Raw genomic sequence first — 15370 nt, 5'->3', positions numbered from 1 at the left:
AGTGCCTCGTGGGACGGTGGTCCGGGATGCACCGTTGCGCCCGCGTCCTGGCAGAAGCGGCGGGAAGGCTGGGTGCGCGGTGCACCCGGCGGCGTCTGGTCCGTCGTCCGGTTCGTCCCGCCGCCCCGCGGCGGAACGTCCCCCGGACGCCCTTCCCCGGCGAGCCGGTGACCGCCCGATCCGTTGTCCGACCCGCCTATCGGCTGATGAAGGACCGAGGAGTTCCCTCATGACCCACGCCATCCGGGCCGACGGCCTGGTGAAGCGGTTCGGCGACACGCAGGCCCTGGCGGGCGTGTCGTTCACCGTCGAACCCGGCACCGTGCTCGGGGTGCTCGGCCCCAACGGCGCCGGCAAGACCACCACCACCCGGATCCTGGCCACGCTGCTCGAACCCACGGCCGGCACCGCCGAGGTCGGCGGCTACGACGTGGTCCGGCAGGCGCACCAGGTGCGCCGGCTGATCGGCCTGACCGGGCAGTACGCCGCCGTCGACGAGATGCTCACCGGCACCGAGAACCTGGTGCTGATCGGACGGCTGCTGGGCCTGCCGCGCCGCCGGGCCAAAGCGCGCGCCGCCGAGCTGCTGGAGCGCTTCGAGCTGACCGACGCGGCCGAGCGCCCCGTCAAGACCTACTCCGGCGGCATGCGCCGCCGGCTCGACCTGGCCGCCAGCCTGGTGGGGCGGCCGCAGGTGCTGTTCCTGGACGAGCCCACCACCGGCCTGGACCCGCGCAGCCGCGGCGGCCTGTGGGACATCGTGCGCGGCCTGGCCGACGACGGCGTCACCGTGCTGCTGACCACCCAGTACCTGGAGGAGGCCGACCAGCTCGCCGACGACATCATCGTCATCGACCGCGGCACGGTCATCGCGCACGGCAGCTCCGACGAGCTGAAGGCGCAGGCCGGCGGCCAGGTGCTGGAGGTGCGGCCGGTGCACGAGGCCGACCACGTCACCGTGGCGCGGGTGGTGGCCGAGCTGACCGGCGACTCCCCCGAGGTGCGCGACGGGCTGGTGTCGGTCCCGGTCACCGATCCGGCGGTCATGCCCGCGGTGGTGCGCCGCCTGGACGACGCGGGAGTCGCCGTCGGCGAGCTGTCGCTGCGCAAGTCCAGCCTCGACGAGGTGTTCCTCGCCCTGACCGGCCACCGCACCGACGAGCCGGAGCAGACGGCCGCCGAACTGCCCGAGAGCGAAGGAGCCGCCGCATGAGCACCGCCACCGCCGCCGCCGGAGGGCCGGGCCGTCCCGCGCCGACCCGGCGGGTGACCGCCGGCGCCGCCGTCCGCCACATGGCCACGCTGTCCTGGCGGAACCTGGTGCAGATCAAGCACAACCCGATGGAACTGCTGGACCTGTCCATCCAGCCCATCATGTTCGTGCTGCTGTTCGCCTACGTGTTCGGCCCGCCGATGGCGGGCAGCGTCGAGGCCTACCTGCCCATCGTGATCCCCGGCATCATCGCGCAGAACGCCCTGTTCGCCGGGATGACCACCGGCTACGGGCTGAACGTGGACATCACCAAGGGCGTGTACGACCGGTTCCGCAGCCTGCCGATCTCGCGCAGCGCGCCCCTGGTCGGCCGGATCATCGCCGACACCGTCAAGCAGGCGTGGTCGATGCTGGTGCTGCTGGTGGTCGGATTCGCCATCGGCTTCCGGATCGAGACCGGGCCGCTCGGCCTGCTCGCGGCGTTCGGGCTGATTCTGCTGTTCGCGCTGCTGTTCACCTGGATCTCGGTGTACGTGGGGGTCAAGGTCTCCGAGCCGGAGAAGGTGCAGATCTTCGGTTTCACGATCATCTTCCCGTTCACGTTCCTGAGCACCGCGTTCATCCGGCTGTCCCCGGGCACCCCGGACTGGCTGGCGTTCGTGATGCGCAACAACCCGCTGACGCAGCTGGTGGAGGCGATCCGCGGGCTGCTGGTGGGCGGTCCGGTGCTGGCGCACGCCTGGATCGCCGTGGCGTGGGGCCTGGCGTTCATGGTCGTGTTCGCCCCGCTGTCGGTCCGTGAGCTGCGCCGCCGCGCCTGAGCCGCCCCGGCATGCGCACCGCATGTCTCCCGGCGTACGGCTCCCGGGCGGTGCGCGCCCGAGCGCGCCGCCCGGGTCAGGTGCCGGAACGCCCGCCGGGAGGCGGCGTCGGGACGCCGCCGGGGGCGAGCGGGCGCGCGATGCCGAACTCCTCCAGCACGTCGTCGAATGTCCGCCCGCGGCCGCGCCGGTAGGCGGCGGTGTAGGCCGCGTCGCCCAGGGCCGCGCGGGCGGCGCGCTCGGCGGCCAGCGCCTCGGGGAACGACAGGTCGGGCATGCCGCGCAGCGCGTCGGCGGAGCCGATCAGCACAGCGGCGCGTTCGGGGTCGCCGCCGACGAGCGCGACGTGCGCCAGCCCCACCAGCGCGGCGGAGACCGACACGAGGTCGTACGCCTCCGCCCCCTGGCGCACGGCCTGCTCCAGCCGGGGCCGGGCCCGCTCGGCGTCCCCCTCGGCCAGGTCCAGGAACCCCCGGCCGATCAGCACGAGCGCCCGCAGCGAGCCGTACGCGTGCCCGCCCAGCAGCTCCTCGGCGCGGGCCAGGCGCCGCGCCGCCTCCTGCGTCTCCCCCGCGAGGCGCAGCAGCTCGGCCAGCTGCTGCTCGACGAGGCCCGTCCCCTCCCTGACGCCCATGCGCTCGGTGTCGCGGAGGGCGGCCGTCAGCAGCTCCTCGGCGCGGGCGCGGTCGCCGAGCAGGAACAGCTGGCGGGCCAGCGCCAGCGTGGCGTGCAGCCGCATGGCCGTGCCGCCGCCGAGCGCCTCGCTGAGCCTCGTCGCCCGCTCCAGCGTCGCCACGGCGTCGCGGCGCCGGCCCCGGCGCGCCTGCAGCTCCGCCCGCGTCGTCAGCGCGAACGACAGGCCCCACCGGTCGCCGATCGCCTCGAAGTCGGCGATGGCCTTCTCCACGTGCTCTTCCAGCCCCTCGCTGAGCCCGAAGCCCAGGCCCATCTGCACCCGGCTGAAGCGGGCGACGCCGCGCACCCAGGGGTCCGGGTCGTCCAGCAGGGGCTCGACCGTGGTGAACAGGTCGGGGTTCCAGCCCGACAGGTGCAGCTCCAGGGTCACCAGCATCAGCCGCAGCACCGGATGCGACGGCTTGTCGCGCAGCTGCCCGCAGATGTCCCGGGCGCGCAGCAGCAGCTCCGTGACCCGGGCGTTGTCCATCATGTCCAGGGACGTCATGGCGCCCACCGCCAGGGCCACCGCGGTGCTCTCGTCGACGGGCAGGTCGGGCAGCCGCGCCACCTGCTCCAGGGCGTCGGCGTGCTCGCGCAGGTTGCCGCGCAGGAACCAGTACCAGCCCAGCGCGGCGCAGAACCGCACCGCCAGGGCCGCCTCGCCCGCGGAGATCGCCCAGTGCAGCGCGGCGTGCGTGTTGTCGTGCTCGGCCGCCAGCCGCGCCAGCCAGTCGAGCTGGTCGCGCCGGAACAGGCGGGGCTCGGCGGTTTCGGCCAGGCGCAGGAAGTACTCGGCGTGCGCGCGGCGCAGCCGGTCCTCCTCGCCGGCCTCGGCCAGGCGCTCCAGCCCGTAGGCGCGGACGGTCTCCAGCATGCCGTAGCGGGGCTCGCCGCCGTCCTGTTCGACCATGGACACCAGGGACTTGTCGACCAGGCCGGTGAGCACGTCCAGGATCTCGGCGCGGTCCAGGCCGTCGCCCGCGCAGACGGTCTCGGCGCTGTCGAGGGTGGCGCCGCCGGTGAACAGCGCCAGCCGCCGCCACAGCGCCCGTTCGGCGTCCGACAGCAGCTCCCAGCTCCACTCGACGACCGAACGCAGCGTCTGATGGCGGGGCAGCGCGGTGCGGCTGCCCCCGGTGAGCAGCCGGAACCGGTCGTCCAGGCGGGCGGCGAGCTGGCCAGGCGTCATGGCGCGCAGCCGGGCGGCGGCCAGCTCGATCGCCAGCGGCATGCCGTCCAGCGCCCGGCAGATGCGCGTCACGTGGGGGGCGTTGGCGTCGGTCACCGCAAAACCGGGGCGGACCGCGGCGGCGCGGTCGGCCAGCAGCCGGACGGCCGGGTAGGTCATCGCCTCGGCGGCGCAGGCGTCGGCCGGCGGCGGTTCCAGCGGCGGCACCGGCCACAGCGTCTCGCCGGTGATGCCGAGGGGTTCGCGGCTGGTGGCCAGCACCCGCACGCCGGGGCAGTGCGCCAGCACCCGGTCGGCGAGCCGGGCCGCCGCGTCGAGCACGTGCTCGCAGTTGTCCAACAGCAGCAGCAGGCGTTTTCGCGCGAGGGCGGCCACCGGCCGGTCCAGCGCGTCGCCCGGCTCGGACAGCAGCCGGTTCGCCGCGCCGATCAGCTGCGTCTCGCGCATGCCGAGCGCGCCGAGCACGGCGGAGGGCACCTCGGCCGGGTCGACGATCGGCGCCAGCTCCACCGACCAGACCCCGTCGGGCATCCGGTCGAGCATCCGCCGGCCCGCCTCGACCGCCAGCCGCGTCTTGCCGGACCCGCCCGGGCCGGTCAGGGTGACCAGCCGCCCGTCGCCGAGCAGCTCCTCGACCGCCTTCAGGTCGTGGTCGCGGCCGATGAAGCTGGTCAGCGGCGCGCGCAGGTTGCCGCGGGGGCCGGGCCCGGCCTCGTCGCGGGGCGCGGGCGACTCGCCGGGGACGCGCCCGGAAGGCTGCTCGGCAGGCTGCTCGGCGACGGCGCCGTTCGCGGGCGGCGTGGCCGCGGCCGGTCGCGGGGCGGCCGGGGTGGCCGGGGCGAGCGCGGCGGAGTCGCGGCGGAGCACCGCCAGGTACACCGCCTCCAGGTCGGGCGAGGGGTCGACGCCGAGCCGCTCGCCGAGCAGGCTCCTGATCGACTCGTACTCGGCCAGGGCCTCGGCCTGGCGGCCCGCCCCGTACAGGGCCCGCATCAGCCTGCCCCGCAGCGGTTCGCCCAGCGGCTCGGCGGTGGCGAGGGCCTGCAGTTCGGGGATCAGCTCGGCGTGCCGGCCGAGGGCCAGGTCGGCGTCGATCCGCTCGTCCAGCGCGGCGCGGCGCAGCTCCTCCAGGCGGGCGGCCGGCCCGTCGGCGAACGGCAGCCCGGACGCGTCGGCGAGCGCCGCGCCCCGCCACAGCGCCAGGGCGGCGCGCAGCCCGGCGGACCGGGCGGACGGGTCGGCCAGGCCGCGCGCCCGGCGGACCCGGGCCTCGAAGTCGTGCGCGTCCACCGCCTCCGGCGGCACCGCCAGCCGGTAGGCGCCGCGGCGCGACTCCAGGCGGTCGCGCCCCGCCCCGGCCTCCTGGAACGCGGCGCGCAGCCGGGACACCAGCGACTGCAGCGCGTTGGGCGCGCCGTGCGGGGCGTCGTCCTCCCACAGGTCATCGATGAGCCGGTCGGCGGGCACCATCCGCCCCGCCTCCAGGGCCAGCCGGATCAGCAGCGCCCGCAGCCGCGCGCCCCCGATCTCGACGGGACGGCCGTCCGCAACCACCTCCAGCGGCCCCAGGATCCCGATCCGCACAGCCCGATTGTCCACCATCGCCCCGGCGACACGGCCCGGCCCGGTATACGACTTCACCTGGTCAAACTGGCACATCGCCGCGGTGGCGCCGCAACCGGTTTTCCGGCCGCGAACGTCCGACGCCCCGGCGGCCGGGTGGGCCGCCGGGGCGTCCGATCACGCTGCCCGTGGTGTCGCCCCCGAGAGGCGGGGTCCCGCCTGGGATCAGGCGGCGCTCTCCTTGGTCTTGGACTGGGGCGGGGCGTCGGCGAGCGCGGCCAGCTCGAAGTCGGCGCGCGGCTGCTCGATGATGCCCAGCGAGACGGTCTCGCGCTTGAGGAACAGCGCCAGCGTCCAGTCGGCCAGGACCCGGATCTTGCGGTTGAGCGTCGGCACCCGGGAGCCGTGGTAGCTGCGGTGCATGAACCAGGCGGGCCAGCCCTTCACCCGGAAGCCGTAGGTGTAGGCGACGCCCTTGTGCAGACCGAGGCCGGCCACCGCGCCCACGTTGTTGTGGACGTACGGCTTGAGGGGCTTGCCGCGCAGCGACCGCACCAGGTTGTCGGCGAGCACCTTGGACTGGCGCACCGCGTGCTGGGCGTTGGGCGGGCAGGTCATGCCCTCCTGGGTCAGGTCGGGGACGGCCGCGTTGTCGCCTGCGGTGAACGCGCGCACCAGGCCCTCGACGGTGAGGAACTCGGTGGCCTTGACGCGGCCGCGCTCGTCCAGCGGCAGGTCGCTGCCGCGCACGACCGGGGCGGCCTTGACGCCGGCGTTCCACACCAGGGTGCCGGCGGGGAACCGGCTGCCGTCCGACAGCTCGATCTGGCCGTCCACCGCGGACTTCAGCAGGGTCTTCAGCTTCACGTCGATGCCGCGGCCGCGCAGCTGCTCGGCGGTCCACTTGCCCATGTCCGGCCCGACCTCGGGCAGGATCCGGTCGGCCGCCTCCACGAGCACGAACCGCAGGTCCTCGGCGGTGACGTTGCGCATGTACCGGACCGCGTGCCGGGTCATGTCCTCAAGCTCGGCGACCGCCTCCACGCCGGCGAAGCCGCCGCCGACGAACACGAAGGTCAGCGCCTTGCGGCGGATCTCCTCGTCCGCGGTGGACTCGGCGATCTCCAGCTGCTGGAGGACGTGGTTGCGCAGGTGGATGGCCTCGCCGATCGTCTTGAGGCTGATGCCGTGCTCGGCCAGGCCGGGGATCGGCAGGATCCGCGGCACCGCGCCGGCGGCCATCACCAGGTAGTCGTAGGAGATCCGCTCGGGCGGCCCGGCCAGCGGCTGCACGATCGCCCAGCCCTCGGCGTGGTTCAGCTCGGTCACGCGGGCGTTGCGCACGGCGCAGCGCGGCAGCACCCGGCGCAGCGGTACCACCACGTGCCGCGGGGAGATGTTCCCGGCGGCGGCCTCGGGCAGGAACGGCTGGTAGGTCATGTACGAGTTGGGGTCAACGACTGTGATCTTGACCTCGCCGCGCTTGAGCTCCCGGCGCAGCTTCTTCTGCAGCCGCAGCGCGGTGTACATGCCCACGTAGCCGCCACCCACGATGAGGATGTGGGGAGCGCCAGGGGTCTCCTCGACGGTCCTGGCCATTCGCGGCCTCCTCTGTCACGGTCGGCTTGTGAAGACATTCACAAGCTATCCGACCAGGGCAGATGCAACCAAACGAAAACGACGGAAGAACATCGAAAGTTTCCAAGTCGTCAAATTGGAAGGTTGGGGAGGTCGTGAACTTCGTCACCTCTTCCCCTCAAATCGGACGGCATGGGACGTAGTTCACAGGTCGTCGCTCCGGCAGGCGATTCTCACCGGGCACACCGCCCGCCGGGGAGAAAAGACCCGTTCCACCCCCATCGAACCCCTAAGGTGGGGCCGGACGCGGCAAGGGGGACGCGGCCGACCAGGCACCGGACCCCGGGCCGCCCACGTACGAACCGTCAAGTTGCACCGAGTCCGGCGGGGCGCAGCGTACGATCTCGCCCGGGAGCGTAGCGATGATGAGCAAAGACCGGCGTCCGGTCACGGCCGCCGCGGGCGCCGCGGCCGCCGCGGGCGCCGCGGCCGCCTTGGCGCTCGCCGGCGCGCTGAGCGGCTGCGGGCTGATCGGCCTGCCGCAGAACCAGAGCGCCGAGCTGGCCGAGTGGTTCACCGTGTCCAGCCCGGTGTTCCGCGATGGCCGCGACCTGCCCGCGCGGTACGCCTGCAGCACGTACCCTGGCGGGCAGGGCAGGACCCCGCCGCTGCGGTGGTCGGGGACCCCGTCCGGCACCCGGTCGTTCGCGATCGTCATGGACGACGCCGACAGCGCCTACGTGCACTGGGTGATCGCGGGCATCGACGGCACCACACAGCAGATCGTCGAGGGCGCCAAGCTGGACAAGACGGTCGAGGGACTCAACACCGGCGACAAGGTGGGCTACACGCCGCCGTGTCCGCCCAAGAACGAGCGGCACCGGTACCGGTTCACCATCTACGCGCTGGACGTCTCCAACGACACGCCGCTGTTCCGCAGGGGCGCCCCGCTGGAGGAGTCGCTCGGCGCCATCGCCGAGCACACGGTGGGCCGGGGCCGGATCACCGGGAACTTCGGGAGCGAACAGGCGCGTTGACCGTGGGGCCGCAGAGCGCAGAGGTCAGGGCCGTCCACCCGGGGGGCCGCAGACGACAGTGGCGCGGGGGCCGACCAGCGGGTCGGCCGGTGCGCGCCGGACGAGGGCAGATGTGCGCGAATGGTGTGACAACGGTCATAGCGGTCGGTCAGAATCGGTCTGTCGGTCAGAATCGGTCTCAGAATCGGTCTAGGTCTCCCGGGACCGGAGCACCGGCGACCGGCAGGTCGGCAATCGGGACGAACCCGCGGGCCCCGCTGACGCGTCTCATCGGGCCAAGGCATTGGGTGGTGGCATGACAACTTACATCGTGGTCTTCGGCCTGATCGTGGTCGTCGTCCTGGTGGTCGTCCTGGTGGCCCTGGGGCTGCGGGCCAGCCGGGCGGCCCGCGACGACGACGACTGGATGGACGACGAGGCGCCGCCCCGCGGCGGCTACCGCTCCGGCGGCGGCCCCGAGGAGGCCCCGGCCGACGACGGCTACGGCTACGACGGCGCCTACGAGGACGGCTACGCCCAGGCGGGCGCCGGGCCCGACCAGGGGCAGCCGCAGGGCCGCGGCGACCAGGGCGGCTACGACCGCCGCGTTGCGGGCGGGTCCGGTCCCCTCGCCGCGCCGACCCCGGCGTCCCCGCCGCAGGCGGGCGACGCCGACGAGATGGCCGACGACGACTACTGGGCCACCATCACCTTCGACAAGCCCAAGTTCCCCTGGCAGCACGACAAAGAGGAGCAGCCGGAGGTCGACCCGGCCGAGGACCCGCTGCTCGCCCAGGGCCAGCAGAACCAGGCCGCGGGCCCGGGCGCCCCTGCGGTGCCCGGCGAGCCGCCCATGATGAACCAGCAGGCGCCGATGGGCGACATGCCCGGCGCCCCCGAGCCCGTCCCGGGCGGGCGCGGCACCGGCCCCCAGCAGGTTCCGCAGCCGCCGCCCTCCTTCCCCCCGGGCGCGCACCTGTCGGGCGACCCGGGCGCCACCACCCACCTGTCGGGCGACCCCGGCGCGACCACGCACCTGCCCGGCGACCCGCAGGCGACCGCGAACGACCCGCTGCCCGCCGACCTCGTGGGCCGCCAGGCCCAGCCGCCCTTCGGCACCGGCCCCCAGGACCAGCCCGCCTACGGCAACGCCGACCAGTCCCCCTTCGGCCCGCCCCCCGGCGGCGGCGCAGACCCGTCCTACGGCTCCGGCGGACCCGGCGGCCCCGGCGCCGACCAGTCCTCGCCGTACGGGGGCGACCCGCTGGGCGGCGGACGCCACTCCGCCCCGAGCGGCCCCGCGACCGGCCCCTCGCCGCGTCCCGACGCCTACGACCGGCCGCTGTCGCCGTCCGGCTCCGGCGCCCCGGGCGGCACCGACGCCCTGGGGCTGCCCCTGGGCCGCACCGACGAGCACCCCATCCGCGGCCTGGGCGACCTCGGCCGCCCGCAGGAGCCCGGCGGCCACGGCGGCTACGGCTCGACGCCGCCCCCACCGCCTCCGGCTCCCGCCGCCCCGGCCCCGTCGGCGCCCGCCGCGTCGTCCGCGCCGTCGTCCGCGCCGTCGTCCGGGCCGTCGTCCGGGGCGTCGTCGGGCGGGGGCGACGACCACAAGCTGCCCACGGTCGACGAACTGCTGCAGCGCATCCAGAACGAGCGGTCCGCCGGGTCGAGCACCGCTCCGCGTCCGGCGCCGACGCCGCCCCCCGACCCGTCCGGCTCCTCGCCCGGCGGCAGCCCGCTGAACGACCCGCTGAGCGACCCGCTCGGCACCACGAGCTCCTCCTCGTTCGGCTCGTCCACCGGCCCGTGGTCAACGCCGCCCTCGAGCGGCACGAGCGGTACGGGCGGCTACGGCTCCGGTCAGAGCGGCACCGACGGCTACCCGACGTCGCCCGCCTACGGCGACTCGTCCCGGCGGTACGACGACCCGCTGAACACCGGGCGCGACCCCTTCGGGTCGTCCTTCCCGGGCCCGGCCGAGCAGCCGCCGTCCGGCGAGCCCCGCTACGGCGACTTCAGCGGCAGCAGCTACGGCGGCGACCCGCTGGGCCTCGACTCGTCCCCGGGAACCGGCGGCACGCCGCCCGGCGGCGGTTTCGGCGACCCGGGCGCCACCCAGGCGTACGGCGGCTACTACAACCAGCAGGGCCCCCCGGGGGCGCCCCAGCAGGGAGGCCAGGACCAGAGCGGCTCGTACGGCTCCTCCTACCCGGGCAGCCCCCCGCGCGACCCCGACGACTGGGAGAGCCACCGCGACTACCGCCGCTGACGCGCCCCTTCAAGACGCGCCCGTCGGCCCTTCAGAAGGGCAGGCGGGCGCGTCGTCGTACCGGCGCCGCGGCGGCCGCGGCGGGGAGTGGCGGGGGCCGACATCGACCCGGGTTCACGACAATTGGTATGAAAGGGCGATGACCGGCGATACTCCCCCCGCGCGCAAGCCCTCGCCGCCCGCCCGCTGGTGGGCTCCGTGGCCGAACCGGCGGCGCCGTCCCCCGCTGGCGGAACCCGACGCACCGGAGGCGCCGGCCAGCGCCCCGCTGCTGGCGGGCGTACGCGAGTACCACGGCAGCACGGCGCCCCTGGTGCGGCCGATCATGGCGGAGCTGGCGTTCGAGCAGCGGCCCGAGCACCTGTTCATCACCTGCGTGGACTCGCGGGTGGTGCCCAACATCATCACCGCCAGCGGCCCCGGCGACCTGTTCATCAACCGCAACGTCGGCAACCTGGTGCCGCGGCACGGCGCCTCGACGCCCGACGACTCGGTGGCCGCCACCGTCGAGTACGCGATCGACGTGCTGGGCATCCGCACCATCACCGTGTGCGGCCACTCCAACTGCGGGGCCATGGCGGCCCTGCTGGCCGGGGGCCGCGAGGTGCGGCACCTGACGTCCCTGACCCGCTGGCTGCGGCACGGCCGGCCCAGCCTGGTCCGCTTCCTGGAGACCGAGCCCGCCGCCGGGCGGGACGAGCCGCCGCTGACCCGGCTGTGCAAGATCAACGTGATGCAGCAGCTGGACAACCTGCTCACCCATCCGTGGCTGCGCGAGCGGTTCGAGGCCGGCGAGCTCGAACTGGTGGGGCTCTACCTCGACCTGGAGACGGCCCAGGTGCACATGCTGGACCGGGCCGCCGGGACGTTCGTGCTCGTGCCGGACGAGGCGCCGGACGGGCGCGCCCTCACCTGAGGCGCGGGCGCACCCTGGCCCGGGGGGACGGGCGGGCCGTACGACCGGCCGCCCGGTCCTGTCATCGGCCGGCGAGCTCCTTCTCACGGGTCTCGGGACCGCGCGTGTACATCCCGACCGCCCAACGGTGCCGCCGCGCCCGCGAGTTGTGGGCGGGCAGGCGGGGGTCGTCGCTCCGGGTGGCCCGGGCGAAGTCCGCCAGGAAGATCAGTGACGCCAGCAACGTGATGAGCCCGACAGCGATCGCTACGACGAACATCGGCGCTCCTCTCTCGCGGAAGCCGCCTCGGGACGGCCCCGCCGTCTTCGGCCGATCCCCCGAGATCGGCCGGTACTGCAACAGTAGGAGCGCCGTTCGAAGTCATCTGTGTCGTATGACCCGAAGTCGCCGCTGAATCGCATGCTTCGACGGGTGTTCGCCCCGCCGTCCGTTTCCCGGCACGGTCCGTTCGCCCTCCGGGCCGCGGAAGCGGCGGACGAGGCTTCCTACTCGTCGCCTTGGCCGTCGTCGGCCGGAGGGTCGGCCACGAACGTCCCGCGGCCCATCACGGTCAGGATCAGCCCGCGTTCGCGCAGATGCTGCATCGCCCGCCGGTACGACTTGGCTTACGGAACCACAGCGGAACCAGGGCCAGGGGTAGCCGCTCCAGTGCCGGTAAAAGGGACGGAGGCGGACGAGTCGGCCTGTAGGCCGGGTTCTGTGCCGCCGCGCAAGCGGCGGTGACGGCCATCCATCTCGGGTCGCCGTTGCCGACGACCTCCAGCGGTCCACCCGCAGGCATCGGACGGGCAGCCCTCGAACGCCTGCGCGGGAAGCGTCGCTTCCCTTCTTGACCTTGCTCCGGGTGGGGTTTACCGAGCCGCCCACGTCACCGTGGGCGCTGGTGAGCTCTTACCTCACCGTTTCACCCTTACCACCGGCGGTGCCGGTGGCGGTCTGTTTTCTGTGGCACTGTCCCGCGGGTCACCCCGGGTCGGTGTTACCGACCACCCTGCCCTGTGGAGCCCGGACCTTCCTCGGCGGGGCGCAAGACCCCGACGCGGCCGTCCGGCCGGCTCGTCCGCCGACTTCAAGCCTATCGGAGGCTGAGGAGGCGGGAGGACGGCGTCTCGACGCGGGCCGGGCGGCCTCGCAGGCCGCCCGGCCGGGGCCGGTCACGGATGCGTCACAGATGGTGGACGTCGTTGAACGAGCGCAGCGTCGCGGGGCCGTCGTCGTACCAGTCGATCCGGGTCAGCGACGCCACGTCCAACTGCATCCGGTACATCGCCCGCATGGGGGCGCCGAGCGCGGACACCACCAGCAGCTTGATGGGGGTCACGTGGGTGACGACCAGCACCTTCCGGTGGCGGTGGCGGACCTTGATCTTGTCGAGGGCGGTGCGGACGCGGCGCGCGGTCGCGGTGAAGCTCTCCCCGTTCGGCGGGGCGGCCGACGGGTCGGCCAGCCACGCCTTCAGCTCGCCCGGCCACCGCTCCCCCACCTCGGCGAAGGTGAGCCCCTCCCAGTCGCCGAAGTCGGTCTCGCGCAGGCCGTCCTCGACCCGGACGGGCGCGCCGGTCGCGGCGGCGACCGCGGCGGCGGTGGCGCGGCAGCGGCTCAGCGGCGAGGTGACGATCGCGTCGATCCCCTGGCCGCGCAGGGCCCGCGCCGCCGCCTCGGCCTGGGCGGCGCCGTTGCCGGTCAGCGGGAAGTCGCCGGTGCCCGCGAAGCGCTTGTCCACCGACAGGGCCGTCTCGCCGTGGCGGAGCAGGAGCGTCACGGTGGGGGTGGTGGTGGCGGACGACCAGGCGGGGGCCTCCGCCGTGTCGTCCTCCTCCTCGGGCGGGGCGGCCGTGTCGCGGGACGCGCCGCCGGTGCCGCGGCTCCACTGCTCGCCGCGGGCGGCGGCGTCCATGGCCTCGTTGGCCAGGCGGTCGGCGTGGGCGTTGCGCTCGCGCGGTATCCAGGTGTACTCCACCGACCCCAGGCCCGCGGCGGTCTCCCGGGCCCGCAGCGCCAGCGGCACCAGGTCCGGGTGCTTGATCTTCCAGCGGCCGGACATCTGCTCGACGACGAGCTTGGAGTCCATCCGCACCTGGACGCGGGCGGACGGGTCGACGGCGGCTGCGGCGCCCAGCCCGGCGATCAGGCCGCGGTACTCGGCGACGTTGTTGGTGGCGGTGCCGATCGACTCGGCGACCTCGGCCAGCACCTCGCCGGTGAGCGCGTCGCGGACCAGCGCGCCGTACCCTGCGGGCCCGGGGTTGCCCCGGGACCCGCCGTCGGCCTCGACGACGAGCCTGCGGCCCGGGCGGCCGCCGCTCGCGGGCGCGCTCACAGCCCCGACTCGGGGGTGCGCACGAGGATGCGGCGGCACTCCTCGCAGCGGACCACCTCGTCCGGCGCCGCGGCGCGGATGCGGTTGAGGTCGACGGTGTTGAGCGCCAGGTGGCAGCCCTGGCAGGAGCCCCGGTACAGCTTGGCGGCGCCCACCCCGCCGAACTGGCCGCGCAGCTTCTCGTACAGGCCGAGCAGGTCGGCGGGGATGTCCTTGGCGACGGCGGTGCGCGCGGCGCTGGTGGTGCCGGTCTCCTCGTCGATCCGCTGCCAGTTCTCGTCGCGGCGCCGGACGGCGTCGGCCAGTTCGGCCTCGGCGGCCCGGTGGTCGGCGCGCAGCGCGGCGGCCCGGTTCTCGGCCTCCTCCCGCCGCTCCATGATCTCCAGGACGACCTCTTCCAGGTCGGACTGGCGGCGCTGCAGCGAGGCGATCTCGGCCTGCAGGCCGCTGAGGTCCTTGGCGGAGGCGACCTGGCCGGAGTCCAGTCGCTGCCGGTCGCGTTCGGCCCGCGCCCGGACCTGCTCGACGTCCTGCTCGGCCTTGCGCTGCTCGCGGTCCAGGTCGCCGACCTCGGTCTCGGCGGCGACCACGGCGTCGCGCAGCTCGCGCACGCGGGCCTGCAGGCGCTCGATCTCGGCCAGCTCGGGCAGCGTGCGGCGGCGGTGCGCGAGGCGGTCGAGCGCGGTGTCCAGCTCCTGCAGGTCGATCAGGCGCAGCTGGGCTTGCGGTGCGGCTTTCACTTTGCTCCTTCTTCGTGCAGGCGCCACGCGTCGGTGACGAGCGTGGACACCCGGGTCTCCAGCTTCCGCGCGGCCTCCGCGGCGTCCGGCGCGGCCGCGGCGGCGCGCAGGCGGCGTTCGGCGTCGGCCAGCCACGGCCATTCGGTCGCCCAGTGGGCGGCGTCGATCAGCGCCGGGCCGCCGTGCTCGGCGAACTCCGACGCCGGGTGGTGCCGCAGGTCCGCGGTGAGGTAGGCGTCGACGCCGAGGGCGCGGGCGGTGTCGAGCAGGGAGTCGCCCGCACCGCCGCAGACGGCCACGGTGCGGACGGGGCGGTCGGGGTCGCCCGCGGCCCGCACGCCCCAGGCGGTGGCGGGGAGCCCGGCGGCCACGCGGGCGGTGAAGTCCCGCAGCGGCAGCGGGTCGGGCAGCCGTCCGACCCGGCCGAGCCCGCGGCGGGGGTCGTCGGCGGCGGGGACCATCGGGCGCAGCTCCCCGGTCAGGCCGACGGCGCGGGCCAGCGCGTCCGATACGCCCGGGTCGGCCACGTCGGCGTTGGTGTGCGCGGTGAACAGGGCCGTGCCGTTCTTGATCAGGCGGTGGACGAGCCGCCCCTTGGGGGTGGTGGCGGCCACGCCGTGGACCGGCCGCAGCAGCAGCGGATGGTGGGTGACGATCAGGTCGGCGCCCCATTCCAGGGCCTCGTCGACGACGGCCGACACGGGGTCGACGGCGAACAGCACCCGGCCGACCTCCTGGTCGGGGTCGCCGCAGACCAGCCCGACGGCGTCCCACGACTCGGCCCACGCGGGCGGGTAGATCTCGTCCAGGACCTGGATGACATGGGACAGACGCACGCCCGAAGGCTACCGCCCCCGGCGGCTTCCGGCCGAGCGACGCGGCTCACCCGCGCGGACCGGTTCGCGCACCGGTTATCGTGGAAAGTCCGTGGTCTCGGCGGTATGAGACGGGCCTGCTGGGGCACTGACCCTGTTGACTGTCGACGTAGGCTCGGACGTACCAGGTTTCTCTCCCACCACTGGAGGTGGCGTGCACGGCCGTAACCGCACGGGTGCCGGTGTGC

Annotated in this window: 11 protein-coding genes and 1 other RNA gene; 5 read left to right on the top strand and 7 right to left on the bottom strand. The window is 74.7% G+C overall.

Features of this window, described 5'->3' with window-relative positions:
• The first annotated feature begins 229 nt into the window (after positions 1 to 229).
• Together QSK22_RS17110 and QSK22_RS17105 are read left to right on the top strand one after the other, a co-directional pair.
• Positions 230 to 1213: an ATP-binding cassette domain-containing protein gene (locus QSK22_RS17110; RefSeq protein ID WP_285495190.1), complete on the top strand. Its 984-nt coding sequence runs from the start codon at positions 230 to 232 to the stop codon at positions 1211 to 1213.
• Entirely contained in the window at positions 1210 to 2034 is an 825-nt protein-coding gene (locus tag QSK22_RS17105; protein WP_285495189.1) for an ABC transporter permease, read from the top strand. Before QSK22_RS17110 ends, QSK22_RS17105 begins: the two co-directional genes overlap by 4 nt.
• 76 nt (positions 2035 to 2110) lie before the next feature.
• On the opposite strand, the gene QSK22_RS17100 is transcribed toward QSK22_RS17105, so the two are convergent.
• Positions 2111 to 5485, bottom strand: coding sequence for an AfsR/SARP family transcriptional regulator (locus QSK22_RS17100; RefSeq protein ID WP_285495188.1), 3375 nt, complete (start codon positions 5483 to 5485; stop codon positions 2111 to 2113).
• Positions 5486 to 5689: 204 nt separating this feature from the next.
• Positions 5690 to 6994 carry an NAD(P)/FAD-dependent oxidoreductase gene (locus QSK22_RS17095; protein ID WP_502872327.1) on the bottom strand — a complete coding sequence of 435 codons (1305 nt, stop codon included), beginning with the start codon at positions 6992 to 6994 and terminating at the stop codon, positions 5690 to 5692.
• Between the two features lie 473 nt (positions 6995 to 7467).
• Here QSK22_RS17095 and QSK22_RS17090 point away from each other — a divergent pair, with 473 nt between their 5' ends.
• The 3 genes from QSK22_RS17090 (at position 7468) to QSK22_RS17080 (ending at position 11246) form a co-directional block, all read left to right on the top strand.
• Positions 7468 to 8079: a YbhB/YbcL family Raf kinase inhibitor-like protein gene (locus QSK22_RS17090; protein WP_285495186.1), complete on the top strand. Its 612-nt coding sequence runs from the start codon at positions 7468 to 7470 to the stop codon at positions 8077 to 8079.
• Positions 8080 to 8374: 295 nt separating this feature from the next.
• Positions 8375 to 10330 (top strand): hypothetical protein, encoded by a 1956-nt coding sequence (locus QSK22_RS17085; RefSeq protein WP_285495185.1) that lies wholly within the window; start codon positions 8375 to 8377, stop codon positions 10328 to 10330.
• 139 nt (positions 10331 to 10469) lie between these two features.
• A complete protein-coding gene (locus tag QSK22_RS17080) occupies positions 10470 to 11246 on the top strand; it encodes a carbonic anhydrase (protein ID WP_285495184.1) in 777 nt (258 codons plus the stop codon).
• 61 nt (positions 11247 to 11307) lie between these two features.
• On the opposite strand, the gene QSK22_RS17075 is transcribed toward QSK22_RS17080, so the two are convergent.
• From QSK22_RS17075 to QSK22_RS17055, 5 genes are all read right to left on the bottom strand, one after another.
• Positions 11308 to 11505, bottom strand: a complete 198-nt coding sequence (locus tag QSK22_RS17075; protein WP_285495183.1) for a hypothetical protein — start codon at positions 11503 to 11505, stop codon at positions 11308 to 11310.
• 412 nt (positions 11506 to 11917) lie between these two features.
• Positions 11918 to 12306: RNase P RNA component class A (rnpB, locus tag QSK22_RS17070), an RNA gene on the bottom strand.
• Between the two features lie 106 nt (positions 12307 to 12412).
• On the bottom strand, positions 12413 to 13567 hold the full coding sequence (locus QSK22_RS17065) for a bifunctional RNase H/acid phosphatase (RefSeq protein ID WP_285495182.1): 1155 nt from the start codon (positions 13565 to 13567) through the stop codon (positions 12413 to 12415).
• Positions 13564 to 14307, bottom strand: a complete 744-nt coding sequence (locus QSK22_RS17060; protein WP_285495181.1) for a zinc ribbon domain-containing protein — start codon at positions 14305 to 14307, stop codon at positions 13564 to 13566. The genes QSK22_RS17065 and QSK22_RS17060 overlap by 4 nt, the downstream gene beginning before the upstream one ends.
• A complete protein-coding gene (locus tag QSK22_RS17055; RefSeq protein WP_285495180.1) occupies positions 14304 to 15143 on the bottom strand; it encodes a Nif3-like dinuclear metal center hexameric protein in 840 nt (279 codons plus the stop codon). The genes QSK22_RS17060 and QSK22_RS17055 overlap by 4 nt, the downstream gene beginning before the upstream one ends.
• Positions 15144 to 15370: the final 227 nt, after the last annotated feature.

Source organism: Actinomadura sp. NBRC 104425, from assembly GCF_030269545.1.
GTDB lineage: Bacteria > Actinomycetota > Actinomycetes > Streptosporangiales > Streptosporangiaceae > Spirillospora > Spirillospora keratinilytica.
This window is presented reverse-complemented; position numbering and strand designations above follow the sequence as displayed.

Excerpts from the sequence above, each read along its gene's own strand:
- QSK22_RS17110 (WP_285495190.1), top strand. The coding sequence starts at position 230 with ATGACCCACGCCATCCGGGCCGACGGCCTGGTGAAGCGGTTCGGCGAC.
- QSK22_RS17105 (WP_285495189.1), top strand. The coding sequence starts at position 1,210 with ATGAGCACCGCCACCGCCGCCGCCGGAGGGCCGGGCCGTCCCGCGCCG.
- QSK22_RS17095 (WP_502872327.1), bottom strand. The coding sequence starts at position 6,994 with ATGTACACCGCGCTGCGGCTGCAGAAGAAGCTGCGCCGGGAGCTCAAG.
- QSK22_RS17090 (WP_285495186.1), top strand. The coding sequence starts at position 7,468 with ATGAGCAAAGACCGGCGTCCGGTCACGGCCGCCGCGGGCGCCGCGGCC.
- QSK22_RS17085 (WP_285495185.1), top strand. The coding sequence starts at position 8,375 with ATGACAACTTACATCGTGGTCTTCGGCCTGATCGTGGTCGTCGTCCTG.
- QSK22_RS17080 (WP_285495184.1), top strand. The coding sequence starts at position 10,470 with ATGACCGGCGATACTCCCCCCGCGCGCAAGCCCTCGCCGCCCGCCCGC.
- QSK22_RS17075 (WP_285495183.1), bottom strand. The coding sequence starts at position 11,505 with ATGTTCGTCGTAGCGATCGCTGTCGGGCTCATCACGTTGCTGGCGTCA.